A 15,778-nucleotide genomic window follows, 5' to 3' on the forward strand; every position below is an offset into this window, starting at 1 on the left:
TTGTATTCGCGCCCCGAGGCGCTAACCACCATGCCCATGGGCGACACCGCCACTCTCACCCCCGCAGAACGTCGCGCCGAGCTCGAGGGCGCGCTGGCGCTCGTGGCCCGTGGCAATCGCGACGCGCTCCGCACCGTCTACACGCTCACCTCGCACAAGCTGCTCGGCACCATCATGCACATCGTGCGCGAACGCGATGCGGCCGAGGACGTGCTGCAGGACGTATACCTCCGGGTCTGGCACCGTGCCGGGCGGTTCGATCGCACCCGCGCCAGCCCGATCACCTGGCTGTGCACCATCGCCCGCAACGCCGCGATCGACGCGGTGCGAAAGCATGGACGCCGCGCAGAGGTAGACGACGCGGCCCTGCCCGAGATCGCCGACGATGCGCCGCGCGCCGATACCATGCTGTGCGACGCGGAGGATGCGGCACGGTTGCACCAGTGCCTCGAGCGCCTGCAAAGCGAGCATCGCAAGTGCATCCGCATGGCTTTCTTCCGTGGTTACACCCACACCGAACTGGCGGAAAAGCTCGACGTGCCGCTGGGCACGATGAAGAGCTGGATCCGGCGCGGTCTCGCCAGTCTCAAGGGGTGCCTCGGCAGTGCCTGAGCCCGAAGCCACCGGCCCCGCCGACCCTGCCATGCTCGCGGGCGAGTATGCGCTGGGCGTGCTCGACGGCGACGATCTGATCGCGGCGCAGCGATTAGTCCTCGCCGACCGCGCCTTTGCCGAGGACGTGCGCTGGTGGCGCTATCGCCTGGCCTGCATGGCCGAGGCGGCGGGCGAGTTCGAACCCTCTCCCGGCGTCTGGTCGGCGATCGAGCGTCGCCTCGACGGCGGCCGCGAAGGTGACGGGCGCGAAGGGGACAGGCCGGCCGAACCGCACCCGTTCGTCCACGCGCCGGCACGGGGCGTTCCGGGCTGGGGTCTCGGGCTCGGCATGGCCGGAGCCGCGGCGGCAGCGGCTGCGCTTACGCTGCTGTTCGTGCAGCCGGCCGGGCAACCGCCTGCTCGCCCGCCGGCTCCCTCACCCGTAGAGACCGCCGCGCCTGCCTCCGGCGACCGGCTGGTCGCCCAGGCCGCTAGCGAGGACGGTGCCATGACCCTGGCGGGCTTCGTCGATCCGGGCACCGGACAACTGGCGCTCGCCGTCGGCGGCTTCGCCCCTGGAGCGGGGCAGGCGGCCGAACTGTGGGTGGTTCCGGCGGACGGGGCACCGCAATCGCTCGGCGTGATCCCCGCACAGGGCAGCTTCGCGCGCGCGCTGACCGCTGCCGAACGCGCCGCGCTGGTCGATGGCGCCTCGTTGGCCGTTACGTACGAAAACGCCGACGATGCACCCCACGCCGCACCAACGTCTGACGTTCTGGTGGTGGGACGCCTCACCAGGGTTTGAGAGGAAGTCTGGCTGCCTGGAATAACCTCGGGCGTTATTCTTGCATGAATTTGCAAAATTTTTTCCCGTTGACGCATCCAAAAGGCTGTTGCAGCGTATCTAGCATGTCACCCGTTAGGGGTGACCGTCGCGAGCGGGGAATTCGTGGCGTCAGGGGCTTGCAACGCTAACTTTGTATTTTCGCGCTGGAAAACCCTGCCGCATGTCCGTCCGCTCGCGTCCTGGTCCAGGACGATAGAGAGGAATTGACATGAGGACTTCCCAACTAACCAAGCTTTCCGCAGCGCTGCTGGTCGGCGTTGCCGGTGCCGCGATCGGCGCCGCCCCCGCCGCCGCACAGGAAATTCCGGGCGACAACGGTTACGAATGCGTACTGGTCCAGAATTCGACTGCCCTCGGAACCATCGCCAACGCGACCGCTTCCGGCGAAGATGCCCTGGCCTGCGGCGAAGACGCCAATGCCACTGGCCCCTCCACCACGGCCGTAGGCGGTGAAGCCAACGCAACCGGCGCCGGTACGACCGCCATCGGCTGGCAGTCCGCCGCCACCGCCGAGCGTGCGCAGGCCTTCGGTCACCTCGCCACCGCGCAGGGCGTCCGCTCGCTCGCCGTGGGTGAGAACGCCGACGCGCAGACCGATTTCTCCACCGCCATCGGCAACGAGAGCATCGCCAATGGCATCGACGCCCTCAGCATCGGGGACACCGCGCTCGCCATGGGCAACTCCACCACCGCCGTGGGCGGAGAAAGCTCGGCCATGGGCCCGGGTGCCACCGCTTTCGGCTGGCGCGCAATGGCCAATGCCGAACGTGCTACGGCTCTCGGCCACCTCGCAACCGCCAGCGGCATCCGCTCGGTCGCCGTGGGCGAAGCAGCCAGCGCCACCGGATTCCAAGCAATCGCCATGGGCAATCTGGCGCAGGCCAATGGCCCCGTCAGCGTCGCCATCGGCGGTGACAACAACAACAACGGCGTCGGTGCTACTGCCGCCGTCGGTTCGGTCGCACTGGGCGCGGATGCCACGGCCAGCGGCAACCTTTCGAACGCTGTCGGTCTCAACTCACTCGCCTCGGGCGTGCAGTCGAGCGCGTTCGGCACCAACACTTCGGCGCTTGGTTCGAACTCCGTTGCCATCGGCAACGCGGCCTTTGCTGACGGCGGTGACGCGATCGCCATCGGCGGCAACCGCGACGCGGGCGCAGGCGGCCTCGCCACCCGCGCCATCGGTGCCTCCACCACCGCCGTCGGCGGCCAGGCTCTGGCGCAGGGCCCTGGTGCCACCGCCTTCGGCTGGCGTTCGGTTGCGGATGCGGAACGCGCCACCGCGCTTGGCCACCTGGCCGACGCTGGCGGCATCCGTTCGCTCGCCGTGGGCGAGGCTGCCAACGCTGGCGGCTTCCAGGCCATCGCGCTGGGCAACCTGTCGCAGGCCAACGGTGCAGTCAGCGTCGCCATCGGCGGTGACAACGACAACAACGGCGTAGGCGCGTCGGCCGGCCTTGGTGCGATCGCGCTGGGCGGCGACGCCACCGCGAGCGGCCGCTTGTCGACCGCTATCGGTATCAACGCCGTGTCTTCGGGCGAGACCTCCATGGCGCTCGGCGCCAACGCCGTCGCCTCGGGCCTCAACTCCGTCGCCATCGGCAACGGTGCCACCGCCCTCAACGCCGGCCAGGTCGTGATCGCCGGTCTCGGCACCAGCACCGCCTCGCAGACGGGCACCGTCTTCGTGGTGACCACCGACAACAACGGCACCCTGGGCCGCACTTCGTCGCTCGCTACGGCGGCGTCGCTGGCGCAGACCAATGCCAACGTCACTGCCAACACCAACGCGCTGGCGGTGCAGTCGGGCCTGATCGCGGCGAACGCCCAAGGCATCGCGGCCAACACCGCCGCCATCGGCACGCTGCAGGGCCAGACCGCGACGCTGTTCGATCTCGCCAACGAACAGGCCGATGGCCTGCGCGGGGCGAACGAGGGCGTGGCGATGGCGCTGTCGATGGAATCGCCGGTCCTGATGCCGAGCAACAGCTTCGGCGTCTCCGGCGGCTTCGGCTATTACAACGATCGTATTGCGGGTTCGGCCAGCGTTGCAGCTCGCCTCAGCCCCAATGCCTATCTGACTGCCGGTGTCGGCGTCGGCTTCGACCAGGGCGAAGTTGGTGCGCGTGCCGGTTTCCAGGCTGCCTGGTAAGCTCCTGCGACGGCTTGCCGGGACCTCCTGTGGACCAGGAGTGTGGGGGTCGGAACTTCGGTTCCGGCCCCCCTTTTCTTAGGTAACCCGCCAAACCCACAGCTTGATCGAACTGGCATATCGCGCGCCCGAGCAGACGAAGATCGACCGGTTCATCCAAGCATAGCGGCCCTTGGGCGCGATGAATTCGGGCACGGTGCGGAAATAGTATTCGGACGGATCGACATCCTCCCCCGCCACCAGCCGGGCCATGACCGCGGGCGGGCCATGGCGCAGGCCACGATTGCGGATCTGGATCAGCGCCCCATCGTCCGTTTCGATCGCATAGATGGCATCGGCCACGGTGACGCCGTCTTCCCGCGTCAGCTGCCAGTCGGCCGCGTTCCCCATCAACCGGCCCGCGATCAGCGGTCCGCGCACATAGCCGCCCGCCAAGATCGGGATGATCCGCCGCGTGCCGTCATAGGTCTCGCCGATCTGCCGGGGCGCGGCGAGCTCGCCCCCCGCCTCGTAGACGAATTCCAGGCCAGGCGCCGGGGGGATGGCGGTCATGCCGCCGCCTTAGCCCTGGCCAGCCCGATCGTCTCGCTCCGGGCGAAATTGCCGTGCAGGCCGAAGCGCAGGCGGATGGGCACATGAATGGTGGCGATCGGACCGGCCTCGATGGCCAGCGCATCGAACACCAACAGGTCCGAGCGATGTTCGGCCAGCCGATTGCAGACCTGCACGATCCATCCCTCCCCTTCACCGGCATTTGTGCTGCGGGGGATGAAGCAGGGTTCCTGCAGGGTGCTGGTCGGGCCGGCCCACCAGTGCCGTTCCTCGCCCGTTTCCAGATCCTTGAAAAACAGGCAGTTCATCGGCGCCCCGCCGGCGCTGCCGCCCACCTGTTCGATCGGCCGGCGCATGTCGACCTCCAGCCCCCAGGTGTAGCGGTTGCGGCGGCCGATGAATCGCTCATCGATGCGCGGAAATTCGCTGAAGGTGTCCGACAGGCGATTGATGGCGGCAAAGTCTTCGGAATTGCTGGCCAGGTCGACGACCCATTCGGTGAGCCTGGTCACACTCTGGGCGGGATCGAATGGGGCACCGTGAATGTCGGGGAAGAAGGGGAAGAAGTTGTTCTTCGATTCCGGCGTCACGAAGTGGATTTCGCTCCCCTCCTGCCAGGCGTTCATCACGTGGCTGGCAAAGCAGTTGGGGCGGCGGAACCAGCGGATGTCCTCGTTGCGGGCTCCCGGACGGCGGGGGATCACGCCGAGCCAGGCGTCGCGCGTGGTGTCGAACATGAAGGCGGGCTTGCCCTGTTCCAGCTGCTCCCAGCTGCCGACCGAGGGCACGATGTGCAGCACGATGTAATCGGGCGTCAGCGCGAAGTCGTGCATCATGCAATAATAGGGGACCTTGAACCATTCTTCGCGGACCAGTTCGCCTGCCGGCGAGATTTCGTACCAGGCAACATCGTCGGTGTGCATTCCGCTGGCGGCGTAGCCGATGGCGATCATGTTGCCGGTGTCGGGGTCTACCTTGGGATGGGCTGTAAAGGTCTCGCCGGTCATCTTTCCGCCGAACCGCTCGTACCCCAGGGTCTCCATCGTCGCGGGATCCATCACCAGCGCAGGCGAGTCCTCCTTCAACGCCCACAGCTTGCCGCCGTAGAGAAAGGCATTGGTATTGGCCGTGCCGCGATATTCGCCCTTCACGCTTTCGTGATCTGTCAGCGGGTTGCGATAGGCGCCGAACAGGGCCTCGCCCGCGGCATTCTCCAGCTTCCACTTGTCGGTCTGCGCCCAACGCTGGCGAAAATCGCACCTGCCGTCGTGGAAATGGAAGCGGGAAATCATCCCGTCGCCGTTGAAACTGATGTCGTCAGCCAGGCGCGGGGGAAATTGCGGATCGGGCTGGACGCGGAAAAAGGCCCCGTCGAGTTCGTCGGGGATCGTGCCGGAATGTTGCAGGTCGGCGATGTCCGCCTCGATACGGCTCGGCGTGTTGAAGCCGGTGAAGCTGGGGCTGTCGGGAAACTGCGCCATAAGTCCTCTCCTTGCGCGAGATTGTATGCTCTACTAACAATTACGCAAGACGACAGGGGGACGAGGGCGTTGGCCAGGGCCGCAGCAGGACCGGAAGGGGAGGATGCCGAGATAGGCGCCGATATCGGCGCCCTGGGCGATATCGTCGGCTTCCACATCCGGCTGGCGCATGGCGCGGTCTATCGCCATTTTACCGAGACGTTTGCTGATCTGGACCTGACGCAGAAGCAGGTGAGCGTGCTGTGGCTGGTGGACGATCATCCCGGCATCGCGCAGATCGAGGTCGGGCGCAGGCTGCGGATGGACCGCGCCACCACCATGACGATCGTCAACCGCCTGCAGGATCGCGCGCTGATGCGCCGCGAACGGTTCCTGAGCGATGGCCGCAAGCAGGCACTGCACCTGACGGCAGACGGGATCACCGCGCTCGACCGGGCAAAACAGGCGATCGCCGCGCACGAAAGCTGGCTCAAGAGCCGCTTCAGCGACGAGGAAGTTGAGAAACTGGTGGAAATGCTCGGGCGAATCCACGAATAGTCGGCGCACAAGGGAAGAGGACAAAGTCAAAATGGCAGCACCGGCAAACGGCGCAAACCCGATCAACGTCATCAACGACAGTCCCATGGGGACGCGGCAATGGATCGTCGTGGTCCTGATGGTGCTGCTGAACGCGCTCGACGGGTTCGACGTGCTGTCCAGCGCCTTTGCCGCGCCGGGCATCACCGCGGAATGGAATATCGAGCGCGCGGCGCTGGGCATCGTGCTTTCGGCCGAGCTTGTCGGCATGGGCTTCGGTTCCGTGCTGCTGGGCGGGGCGGCGGACAAGTTCGGGCGCAAGAACACCATGCTGGTGTGCCTCGTGTTCATGGCTGGCGGCATGTGGATGGCGGGCCACGCGACGGGCGTCACCCCGATGGTCATCTTCCGCTTCATCACCGGCATCGGCATCGGCGGCATGTTGGCGGCGACCAATGCCGTCACCGCGGAAAGCACCAACACCGCCTGGCGCAAGACGGCGATTGCCGCCTATGTCGCAGGGTATCCGCTGGGAGCGATCATCGGCGGCGTGGCCGCGTCGGAATGGCTGCTGCCCCAATACGGGTGGCGCGCGATCTTCGATTTCGGTGCCATCGTCACCGCCGCCCTGATCCCGGTCGTGTGGCTGCTGGTGCCGGAAACGGCTGCCTACCACGCCGCCAAGGGGAACCTGGCGGGCGTCAACCGCACGCTGGCCGCCTATGGCAAGACGCCGCTGACCGGCTTGCCCGTGGCCGCCACCGGCACGGCCAAGCCCAAGGTGACGGATATTCTTTCCAACCCGCGCCTGCGCCCGGTCACGCTGCTGCTGGCCTTTGGCTACATGTTCCACACCATCACCTTCTACTACATCCTGAAGTTCGCAGTGCAGATCGTGTCGGACTATCCGCCCGGCTATCCGCCGCCGGTGGCCGCGACCGTGCTGACATGGGCGAATGTCGGCGGTTTCCTCGGCAGTCTCACCTTCGGCTTCGTGATGGGCAAGCTGGGCATTCGCTGGCCGACGGCCCTGATGCTGCTCATCGGCTCGGTCGCGGTGGCCTCGTTCGGGCTTGGCCGCGACAGCATCGGCGCCTGGCAATGGGCGACCATCCTGACCGGCTTCTTCACCAATGCGGCCATCAGCGGGTATTATGCCGCCTTTGCGCGCGGTTTTCCCGCCTATGCACGGGCGACCGGAACCGGCTTCGTGCTCGGCATCGGAAGGCTGGGTGCCGCGGGCAGTCCGATCATTGCGGGCGCGCTGTTCAGCGCGCTCGGCAACGACGAACTGTTCACGGTATCGTGCATCATGGCGCTGGGTTCGATCGCCTCGCTGATCCTGTTCCTGAAACTGCCCGAGCGCGAGGGTGACGAGCTTGTCGCCGACCCCGGAGATGGCAGCCACGATCCCGTCACCGCCCCTGCAGGAGAAACCGTCCGATGAAATCGCGTGCCGCCGTCGCCTTTGAAGCCAAGCAACCGCTGGAGATCGTCGAAGTCGATCTCGACGGCCCCCGCGAGGGCGAGGTGCTGGTCGAGATCATGGCGACGGGCATCTGCCACACCGACGCCTACACGCTCGACGGGCTGGACAGCGAAGGCATCTTCCCCTCGATCCTTGGCCACGAGGGCGCAGGGATCGTGCGCGAGGTCGGCCCCGGCGTCACCAGCGTTGCGGAAGGCGACCACGTCATCCCGCTCTACACGCCCGAATGCGGCAAGTGCAAAACCTGCCTGTCGGGCAAGTCGAACCTGTGCACCGCCATTCGCGCCACGCAGGGCAAGGGCCTGATGCCCGATGGCACGACGCGCTTTTCCTACAAGGGCCAGCCGATCTTCCACTACATGGGCTGTTCGACGTTCTCGAACTTCACCGTGCTGCCGGAAATCGCCGTGGCCAAGATCCGCCGGGACGCACCGTTCAAGACCAGTTGCTACATTGGCTGCGGCGTGACCACCGGCGTCGGCGCTGTGACCAAGACCGCGCAGGTGCAGCCGGGTGACAACGTGGTCGTGTTCGGCCTTGGCGGCATCGGCCTGAATGTCATCCAGGGCGCGAAGCTGGCGGGCGCGAACGTGATCCTCGGCATCGACCTCAACCCCGAACGCGAGGAATGGGGCCGGCGCTTCGGCATGACCCATTTCCTCAATTCGCGGGGCATGAGCCGCGAGGAAACCGTGGCCAGGGTGGTCGAACTGACCGACGGCGGCGCGGACTACAGCTTCGATGCCACCGGGAACACCGAGGTGATGCGCACCGCGCTGGAATGCTGCCACCGCGGCTGGGGCACCAGCATCATCATCGGCGTGGCAGAGGCGGGCAAGGAAATCGCCACCCGCCCGTTCCAGCTGGTGACGGGCCGCAACTGGCGCGGCACCGCGTTCGGCGGCGCCAAGGGGCGGACAGACGTGCCCAAGATCGTCGATATGTACATGGATGGCCTCATCCAGATCGACCCGATGATCACCCACGTCCTCTCGCTGGAGGAGATCAACAAGGGCTTCGACCTGATGCACGCGGGTGAAAGCATTCGCAGCGTGATCGTCTTCTGATAGCGAAACACACTTTCACAAATCCGAATTTTTCGGCTATGTGATAAACCAATCAGAATCGCGGTGGCAGGGTTTCTGCCTCACGCGCTCGATTGCAAGGAGAGCGCCATGTTCAGCCACACATTCCTCGGCACCAACGACGTCGAGAAATCGCGCAGCTTCTACAAGGCCACGCTGGGGGAACTCGGGCACGAGGGCCATGACCTGCCGCACGGAACCGCGTTTCGCACCGAGGAAAGCGCGTTTATCGTCGCCAAGCCCGCGGACGGTCAGGCGGCCAACGCCGCAAATGGCGGCACCCACGGTTTCAAGGCGAAAACGCCTGACGAGGTCGACGCCTGGCACGCGGCGGGGCTTGCCAACGGCGGCACGGACGAAGGCGCGCCGGGCGTGCGCCCGGGCAGCCCCGGCCAGATGTATGGTGCCTACCTGCGCGATCCCGACGGGCACAAGATCTGCGCCTTTGCGCCCAACCGGGGCCGCGACTGATGTTCACCCACGTCACCCTGGGCACCAACGATCCCGACGCTTCCGCCCGGTTCTACGACGCCACCTTCGGCGCGCTCGGCATCGAGGGCGGACGTTCGGGCAGCAGCGCCTACTACGGCGGCTACGATGGCGGCTTCCTCTCGGTCGGCCCGCCCATCGATGGCGCCGCGGCCACCCACGCCAACGGCGGTACCGTCGGCCTGAAGGCGCGCAGCCAGTCAGAGGTCGACGCCTGGCACGCCGCCGGGCTTGCCAACGGCGGCAGCAGCGAAGGAGCGCCAGGCCGGCGCGACATGGGGCCGAACAAGCTGTACGGCGCCTACCTGCGCGATCCCTGCGGCAACAAGCTGGCCGCCTTTACCACCAATGTGGACGACTGACGTGACCCTGGAAAAGCTCTCCGAATCCAAATGCCACGGCGGTATGCAGCAGGTCTGGCGGCACGACAGCGCGACCACCGGCACGCCGATGACGTTCGCCGTGTTCCAGCCCGAGCATCGGGCGACCGAGAAGCTGCCGGTCCTGTGGTGGCTGTCCGGCCTCACCTGCACGCACGAAAACGCGATGATCAAATGCGAGTACAAGGCTGCCTGCGCGGCACACGGCATCGTGTTCATCTGCCCCGACACCTCGCCCCGCGGCGAAGGCGTGCCCAACCACGAGGACTACGATTTCGGCCAGGGCGCGGGCTTCTATGTCGACGCGACGCAGGACCCCTGGTCGCGCCATTTCCAGATGAAGAGCTATATCGAGGACGAATTGCCCGGTGTCGTCGCGGGCGCTTTCGACGTCGACATGGACCGGCAGGGCATCTCCGGCCACTCGATGGGCGGCCACGGCGCGCTGACCGTATCCCTGCGCAATCCCGGCCGCTTCCGCTCGACCAGCGCCTTTGCCCCCATCGTCAGCCCGCTGAACTGCCCGTGGGGCGAAAAGGCGCTGACCGGCTATCTCGGTGACGATCGGCAGGCTTGGCGCCAGTACGACAGCGTCGCCCTGATCGAGGACGGCGCCCGCCTTGCCGAGGTGCTGATCGACCAGGGCCGCGCCGACGAATGGCTTGAACCGGAATTGAAAACGCACCTGTTCGAGGACGCCTGCCGCAAGGCCGGCATGACGCCGACGGTGCGGATGCAGGACGGCTACGACCACTCCTATTTCTTCGTTTCCACCTTCATCGCCGACCATGTCGCCTGGCACGCAGAGAGGCTGAAGGCATGAGCGGCAAGACCGAGGCCCTGGGCGCCATCGTCGCCCGGCATCGCCACCGCGAGGGGCCGCTGCTGCCGATCCTGCACGATGTGCAGGCGCAATACGGCTGCGTCGATGCGGAAAGCGAGGCGCTGATCGCCAAGGGACTGAACTGGAGCCGGGCGGACGTGCACGGCGTGGTCAGCTTCTATCACGATTTCCGCGCCGAGGCGGATCCGCGCCCGGTCGTCCAGATCTGCCGTGCCGAGGCCTGCAAGGCGCGCGGCGTGGAGGCTCTGATCGCCATGGCCGAGCAAGCCGCAGGAGAGGGGGTGAAGATTGAAACCGTCTATTGCCTGGGCCTATGCAGCGCCGGCCCTGCCGCGCGCACGGGCGATGACTTGCACGTGCGACTGGATGCCCGCGGCGTCGCGCAACTGGTGCAAGACGCGTGACGATCGTTCGCATTTCCGACGATGCCCTCGCCCGTGCGGCCGGGGCCGACGCGCTGGCGCAGGCGTTCGAGAGCAAGGGCTGCGAGGTGCATCGCGTGTCCAGCTGGGGGCTGCACTGGCTCGAACCGCTGGTGGAGATCGATGGTCCCGAGGGGTTCAGGGGCTTCGGCCCTGCGACGCTTGCCGACGTGGACGCGATCCTTGACGGCAGCAGCGACAAGGCCGTGGGCGCCATCGCCGACCACCCCTTCCTGGCCGGGCAGGTGCGCCACACCTTCAGCCGCGCCGGCAAGACCCGGCCGCTCAGCCTGGACGACTACGCGGCGACCGGTGGATGGGCGGGCCTGGAGCGCGCACGCCGCATCGGTTCGGAGGCCATCGTCGAGGAGGTCACGCATTCCGGGCTGCGCGGCCGCGGCGGGGCGGGTTTTCCCACCGGTATCAAGTGGAACACGGTGCGGCTGGCACCGGGCGCGCGCAAGTACATCGTCTGCAACGCCGACGAGGGCGACAGCGGCACCTTTGCCGACCGGATGCTGATGGAAGGCGATCCCTTCGCACTGATAGAGGGCATGGCCATCGCCGCCGAAGCCGTGGGCGCGCAGCAGGGCTACATCTACCTGCGCAGCGAATATCCCGATGCGATCCGCAAGCTCAACGCCGCGCTGGACCTGTGCGCCGATATCATCGCGCCCTTCGCCTGCGAGGTGCGCGTCGGCGCGGGCGCCTATGTCTGCGGCGAGGAGACATCGCTGCTCAACAGCCTGGAAGGCAAGCGCGGCGAAGTGCGCGCCAAGCCGCCGCTGCCCGCGCTCGAGGGCTTCCTGGGCCGACCCACGGTGGTCAACAACGTCCTCAGCCTTGCCGCCGTCCCGCATATCCTCGCAGAAGGAGGGGCGCAGGCCTATCAGGACGCGGGCTTTGGTCGTTCTCGCGGAACCATGCCCATCCAGCTGGCGGGCAATATAAAGTACGGCGGCCTCTACGAGATCGGCTTCGGCATATCGCTCGGCCAACTGGTGAACGAGATCGGCGGCGGCACCGCCAGTGGCCGCCCGGTCAAGGCCGTGCAGGTGGGCGGGCCGCTGGGCGCCTATGTCCACCCCGACCAGTTCGACATCGTCTTCGATTACGAGACGTTCACCGAGGCCGATGCCCTGATCGGCCATGGCGGCATCACCGTGTTCGACGACAGCGCCGACATGGGCGAAATGGCGCGCTTTGCTATGGAGTTTTGCGCGGCGGAAAGCTGCGGCAAATGTACGCCATGCCGCATCGGCGCAGTACGCGGAGTGGAGATCATCGACCGCATCCGCGCAGGCGGACGCAGCCGCGACCGGGTCGAGTTGCTGGGCGTCATGCACAATGCCCCCAAGACCGCCCAGCGAAACCAGGCAGACGAAATCGCGCTGCTGACCGACCTGTGCGAGACGATGAAGTTCGGCTCGCTCTGCGCGCTCGGCGGCTTCACCCCCTATCCGGTGATGAGCGCGCTGCGGCACTGGCCCGGCGATTTCACAGAGGATGGCGCGGTGGTCGGCGCCGTGCTGGACGCAAAGGTTGGCGGGTGATCCTCGGCGCTGTCCTCGCTGGCGGGCAATCCAGCCGCTTTGGCAGTGACAAGGCGCTGGCCAAGCTTGCCGGGCAGACGCTGCTTTCGCGCGCGGTAGCGAACCTGTCACGCTGGTGCGATCGCGTCATCGTGGTCGGCCGCGAGGAGGCCCCCGTCCCCTGCCTGCCCGACTGGCCACGCCCCGGCATGGGACCGCTCGGCGGGATTGCCGGTGCGCTGCGCCATGCCGAGGCCGAAGGCTTTGCCAGCGTGCTGACCTGCGGGGTCGACAGCGTAGACCTGCCGCAGGACCTGCTGGATCGGCTCTCCCCGGCACCGGCATTTCTTGAATCGCAGCCCGTTATCGGGCATTGGAACAGCGACGCGGCATCGACCGTCTCGGCGCTCCTCCAGAGTGAAGGACGCCACTCGATGCTGGCTTTCGCCAAGGCCGTGAACGCACGGCCCGCACAAGCCATTCACGCGCCTGCCAACATCAATACGCCCGCAGACCTCGCGGAGCTGGAGCAGACCCATGGGATATGAAGCCCCGAAGGATTTCGGCACCCCCGCCTCTCCCGCCAGGGAAAAGGTGACGCTCACCATCGACGGGCGCAGCGTCACCGTGCCTGTCGGCACCAGCGTGATGCGCGCAGCGACCGAATCCGGCGGCAACATCCCCAAGCTGTGCGCCACCGACAACGTCAAGAGCTTCGGTTCGTGCCGGCTGTGCCTGGTGGAGATCGAGGGGGCGCGCGGCACGCCCGCCAGCTGCACCACGCCCGTGCTGGACGGCATGGTGGTCAAGACGCAGACCCCGCGGCTCGAAAAGCTGCGCCGGGGGGTGATGGAGCTGTATATCTCCGATCACCCGCTCGACTGCCTCACCTGTAGCGCCAACGGCGACTGCGAGTTGCAGGACCAGGCGGCAAACGTGGGCCTGCGCGATGTGCGCTACGGCTACGAAGGGGCAAACCACCTCGCCCAGCCGACCGACAATTCGAACCCCTATTTCCACTACGACCCGTCGAAGTGCATCGTGTGCAGCCGCTGCGTGCGCGCCTGTGCCGAGGTGCAGGGCACCTTCGCCCTCACCATCGACGGGCGCGGCTTCGCCAGCATGGTTTCGGCCGGCCAGGAACAGGACGATTTCCTTTCCAGCGAGTGCGTGTCGTGCGGCGCCTGCGTGCAGGCCTGCCCCACGGCCACCCTGCAGGAAAAGAGCGTCAAGGAGATCGGCCTGCCCGAACGCGCGGTCGTCACCACCTGCGCCTATTGCGGTGTGGGCTGCACCTTCCGCGCCGAGATGCGCGGCGAGCAACTGGTGCGCATGGTGCCCTACAAGGATGGCAAGGCCAATCGCGGACACAGCTGCGTGAAGGGCCGCTTCGCCTATGGCTATGCCAACCACCAGGACCGCATCACCAGCCCCATGATCCGCGACAGCATCCACGATCCGTGGCGCGAAGTGAGCTGGGAAGAGGCGCTGGGCTTTGCCGCGGGCAAGATCGGCGCGATCAAGGCCGAACACGGCGCGATGGCGCTGGGCGGCATCACCTCCAGCCGCTGCACCAACGAGGAAACGTTCCTCGTCCAGAAAATGATCCGCAGCGTGTTCGGCGCGAACAACGTCGATACCTGCGCGCGCGTGTGCCATTCGCCCACCGGTTATGGCCTGAAGACGACCTTCGGCACCAGCGCCGGCACGCAGGATTTCGACAGCGTGATGCAGACCGATGTCGCGCTGGTCATCGGGGCCAACCCGACCGACGGCCACCCCGTCTTCGCCAGCCGCCTGAAGAAGCGCTTGCGCGAAGGCGCCAAGCTGATCGTCATCGATCCGCGCCGTATCGATCTCGTGCGCACCCCGCATGTCGAGGCGAGCTATCACCTGCCGCTGCAACCCGGCACCAACGTCGCGGTGCTGACCGCGATGGCCCACGTCATCGTTACCGAAGGGCTGGTCGACCGCGATTACATAAACGAACGCTGCGAGGTGGACGCCTACGAGGACTGGGCGCGCTTCGTCTCCGACGAACGTCATTCCCCCGAGGTGCTGGAGGCCGTGACCCGCGTGCCCGCAGCAGACCTGCGCGCCGCGGCGCGACTTTATGCCACGGGCGGCAACTCGGCGATCTACTACGGCCTTGGCGTCACCGAGCATTCGCAAGGCTCCAGCACCGTCATGGCCATCGCCAACCTTGCCATGTGCACCGGCAATGTCGGCCGCCCCGGCGTTGGCGTGAACCCCCTGCGCGGCCAGAACAACGTGCAGGGCGCCTGCGACATGGGCAGCTTTCCGCACGAGTTGCCGGGATACCGCCACCTCTCGGACGGCGAAACGCGGGCCATGTTCGAAAAGGACTGGGGCGTCAGCCTCGATCCCAATCCGGGCCTGCGCATCAACAACATGCTCGATGCCGCGGTCGATGGCACGTTCAAGGCGATCTACATCCAGGGGGAGGACATCCTCCAGTCCGACCCCAATACGCAGCACGTTGCCGATGGCCTTGCCGCGATGGACTGCGTGATCGTCCACGACCTGTTCCTGAACGAAACCGCTAACTACGCCCACGTCTTTTTGCCGGGTTCGACCTTCCTTGAAAAGAACGGCACCTTCACCAATGCCGAACGCCGCATCCAGCCGGTGCGCAAGGTGATGGAGCCGGCCAATGGGCTGGAGGATTGGCAGGTCACACAGGCGCTCGCCAATGCTTTGGGCGCAAACTGGAATTACAGCCACCCCAGCGAGATCCTCGACGAGATCGCCCGCCTGACGGGCAGCTTCGCCGGCGTTTCGTGGGACATGCTGCAGGAACGCGGCAGCGTGCAGTGGCCGGTGAACGAGACCTATCCGGACGGCTCGCCAGTGATGCACATCAACGGCTTCGTGCGCGGCAAGGGGCTGTTCGTGGTCACCGATTACGTCCCTACCGACGAGAAGACCGGACCGCGCTTCCCGCTGCTGCTCACCACCGGGCGCATCCTGTCCCAGTACAACGTCGGCGCGCAGACCCGGCGCACCGCCAATACAGTGTGGCACCCGGAGGACCTGCTGGAAATGCACCCCGTCGATGCGGAGAACCGCGGCCTGAAGGACGGCGACTGGGCGCGGCTCGCCAGCCGCACGGGCGAGACGACATTGCGCGTCACCGTCACCGACCGCGTGGCGCCGGGCGTGGTCTACACCACCTTCCACCACCCGGCGACGCAGGCCAACGTGGTCACCACCGACTTTTCCGACTGGGCCACGAACTGCCCGGAATACAAGGTCACGGCCGTGCAGATCAGCCCCAGCAACGGGCCGACCGACTGGCAGGAAACTTACGAAAGCTGGTCCGAAAAATCGCGCCGCATCGGCAGCGAGCCGGCGATGGAACCCGCCGAGTGAGC

General features: G+C 66.6%; 15 protein-coding genes. 13 read left to right on the forward strand and 2 right to left on the reverse strand.

Annotated features, from left to right (window positions below; genetic code table 11):
* Window positions 1–36 precede the first annotated feature (36 nt).
* The 3 genes from GRI62_RS12060 (at window position 37) to GRI62_RS12070 (ending at window position 3,593) form a co-directional block, all read left to right on the forward strand.
* Complete coding sequence (locus GRI62_RS12060) at window positions 37–612, forward strand: sigma-70 family RNA polymerase sigma factor (RefSeq protein ID WP_131453565.1); 576 nt, start codon at window positions 37–39, stop codon at window positions 610–612.
* Complete coding sequence (locus GRI62_RS12065) at window positions 605–1,399, forward strand: anti-sigma factor (RefSeq protein ID WP_131453566.1); 795 nt, start codon at window positions 605–607, stop codon at window positions 1,397–1,399. The genes GRI62_RS12060 and GRI62_RS12065 overlap by 8 nt, the downstream gene beginning before the upstream one ends.
* 250 nt (window positions 1,400–1,649) lie before the next feature.
* On the forward strand, window positions 1,650–3,593 hold the full coding sequence (locus tag GRI62_RS12070) for a YadA-like family protein (protein WP_131453567.1): 1,944 nt from the start codon (window positions 1,650–1,652) through the stop codon (window positions 3,591–3,593).
* Window positions 3,594–3,671: 78 nt separating this feature from the next.
* On the opposite strand, the gene GRI62_RS12075 is transcribed toward GRI62_RS12070, so the two are convergent.
* Both GRI62_RS12075 and GRI62_RS12080 read right to left on the reverse strand, forming a co-directional pair.
* A complete protein-coding gene (locus tag GRI62_RS12075) occupies window positions 3,672–4,145 on the reverse strand; it encodes a DUF3237 domain-containing protein (protein WP_131453568.1) in 474 nt (157 codons plus the stop codon).
* Window positions 4,142–5,626, reverse strand: a complete 1,485-nt coding sequence (locus GRI62_RS12080; protein ID WP_131453569.1) for a carotenoid oxygenase family protein — start codon at window positions 5,624–5,626, stop codon at window positions 4,142–4,144. Before GRI62_RS12080 ends, GRI62_RS12075 begins: the two co-directional genes overlap by 4 nt.
* 69 nt (window positions 5,627–5,695) lie before the next feature.
* Between GRI62_RS12080 and GRI62_RS12085 the strand changes: the two genes are divergently transcribed.
* The 10 genes from GRI62_RS12085 to fdhF all read left to right on the forward strand — a co-directional run bounded on the left by GRI62_RS12085 (window position 5,696) and on the right by fdhF (window position 15,776).
* On the forward strand, window positions 5,696–6,163 hold the full coding sequence (locus GRI62_RS12085; protein WP_234027451.1) for a MarR family winged helix-turn-helix transcriptional regulator: 468 nt from the start codon (window positions 5,696–5,698) through the stop codon (window positions 6,161–6,163).
* Window positions 6,164–6,194: 31 nt separating this feature from the next.
* Window positions 6,195–7,589 (forward strand): MFS transporter, encoded by a 1,395-nt coding sequence (locus GRI62_RS12090; protein ID WP_199799939.1) that lies wholly within the window; start codon window positions 6,195–6,197, stop codon window positions 7,587–7,589.
* Window positions 7,586–8,698 carry an S-(hydroxymethyl)glutathione dehydrogenase/class III alcohol dehydrogenase gene (locus GRI62_RS12095; RefSeq protein ID WP_131453571.1) on the forward strand — a complete coding sequence of 371 codons (1,113 nt, stop codon included), beginning with the start codon at window positions 7,586–7,588 and terminating at the stop codon, window positions 8,696–8,698. The genes GRI62_RS12090 and GRI62_RS12095 overlap by 4 nt, the downstream gene beginning before the upstream one ends.
* 108 nt (window positions 8,699–8,806) lie before the next feature.
* The gene (locus tag GRI62_RS12100; RefSeq protein ID WP_131453572.1) at window positions 8,807–9,187 is read left to right on the forward strand and encodes a VOC family protein; all 381 of its coding nucleotides are present in this window, start codon (window positions 8,807–8,809) and stop codon (window positions 9,185–9,187) included.
* Entirely contained in the window at window positions 9,187–9,567 is a 381-nt protein-coding gene (locus GRI62_RS12105) for a VOC family protein (protein ID WP_131453573.1), read from the forward strand. Before GRI62_RS12100 ends, GRI62_RS12105 begins: the two co-directional genes overlap by 1 nt.
* Before the next feature lies 1 nt (window position 9,568).
* The gene (fghA, locus tag GRI62_RS12110) at window positions 9,569–10,408 is read left to right on the forward strand and encodes an S-formylglutathione hydrolase (RefSeq protein ID WP_131453574.1); all 840 of its coding nucleotides are present in this window, start codon (window positions 9,569–9,571) and stop codon (window positions 10,406–10,408) included.
* Window positions 10,405–10,833: an NAD(P)H-dependent oxidoreductase subunit E gene (locus tag GRI62_RS12115; protein WP_131453575.1), complete on the forward strand. Its 429-nt coding sequence runs from the start codon at window positions 10,405–10,407 to the stop codon at window positions 10,831–10,833. Before fghA ends, GRI62_RS12115 begins: the two co-directional genes overlap by 4 nt.
* Complete coding sequence (locus GRI62_RS12120; RefSeq protein WP_131453576.1) at window positions 10,830–12,404, forward strand: NADH-ubiquinone oxidoreductase-F iron-sulfur binding region domain-containing protein; 1,575 nt, start codon at window positions 10,830–10,832, stop codon at window positions 12,402–12,404. The genes GRI62_RS12115 and GRI62_RS12120 overlap by 4 nt, the downstream gene beginning before the upstream one ends.
* Window positions 12,401–12,931: a molybdenum cofactor guanylyltransferase gene (mobA, locus tag GRI62_RS12125; protein WP_131453577.1), complete on the forward strand. Its 531-nt coding sequence runs from the start codon at window positions 12,401–12,403 to the stop codon at window positions 12,929–12,931. Before GRI62_RS12120 ends, mobA begins: the two co-directional genes overlap by 4 nt.
* A complete protein-coding gene (gene fdhF, locus GRI62_RS12130) occupies window positions 12,921–15,776 on the forward strand; it encodes a formate dehydrogenase subunit alpha (RefSeq protein ID WP_131453578.1) in 2,856 nt (951 codons plus the stop codon). The genes mobA and fdhF overlap by 11 nt, the downstream gene beginning before the upstream one ends.
* The last annotated feature ends 2 nt before the right edge of the window (window positions 15,777–15,778 follow it).

The organism is Aurantiacibacter arachoides, from assembly GCF_009827335.1.
Classification (GTDB): Bacteria; Pseudomonadota; Alphaproteobacteria; order Sphingomonadales; family Sphingomonadaceae; genus Alteraurantiacibacter; species Alteraurantiacibacter arachoides.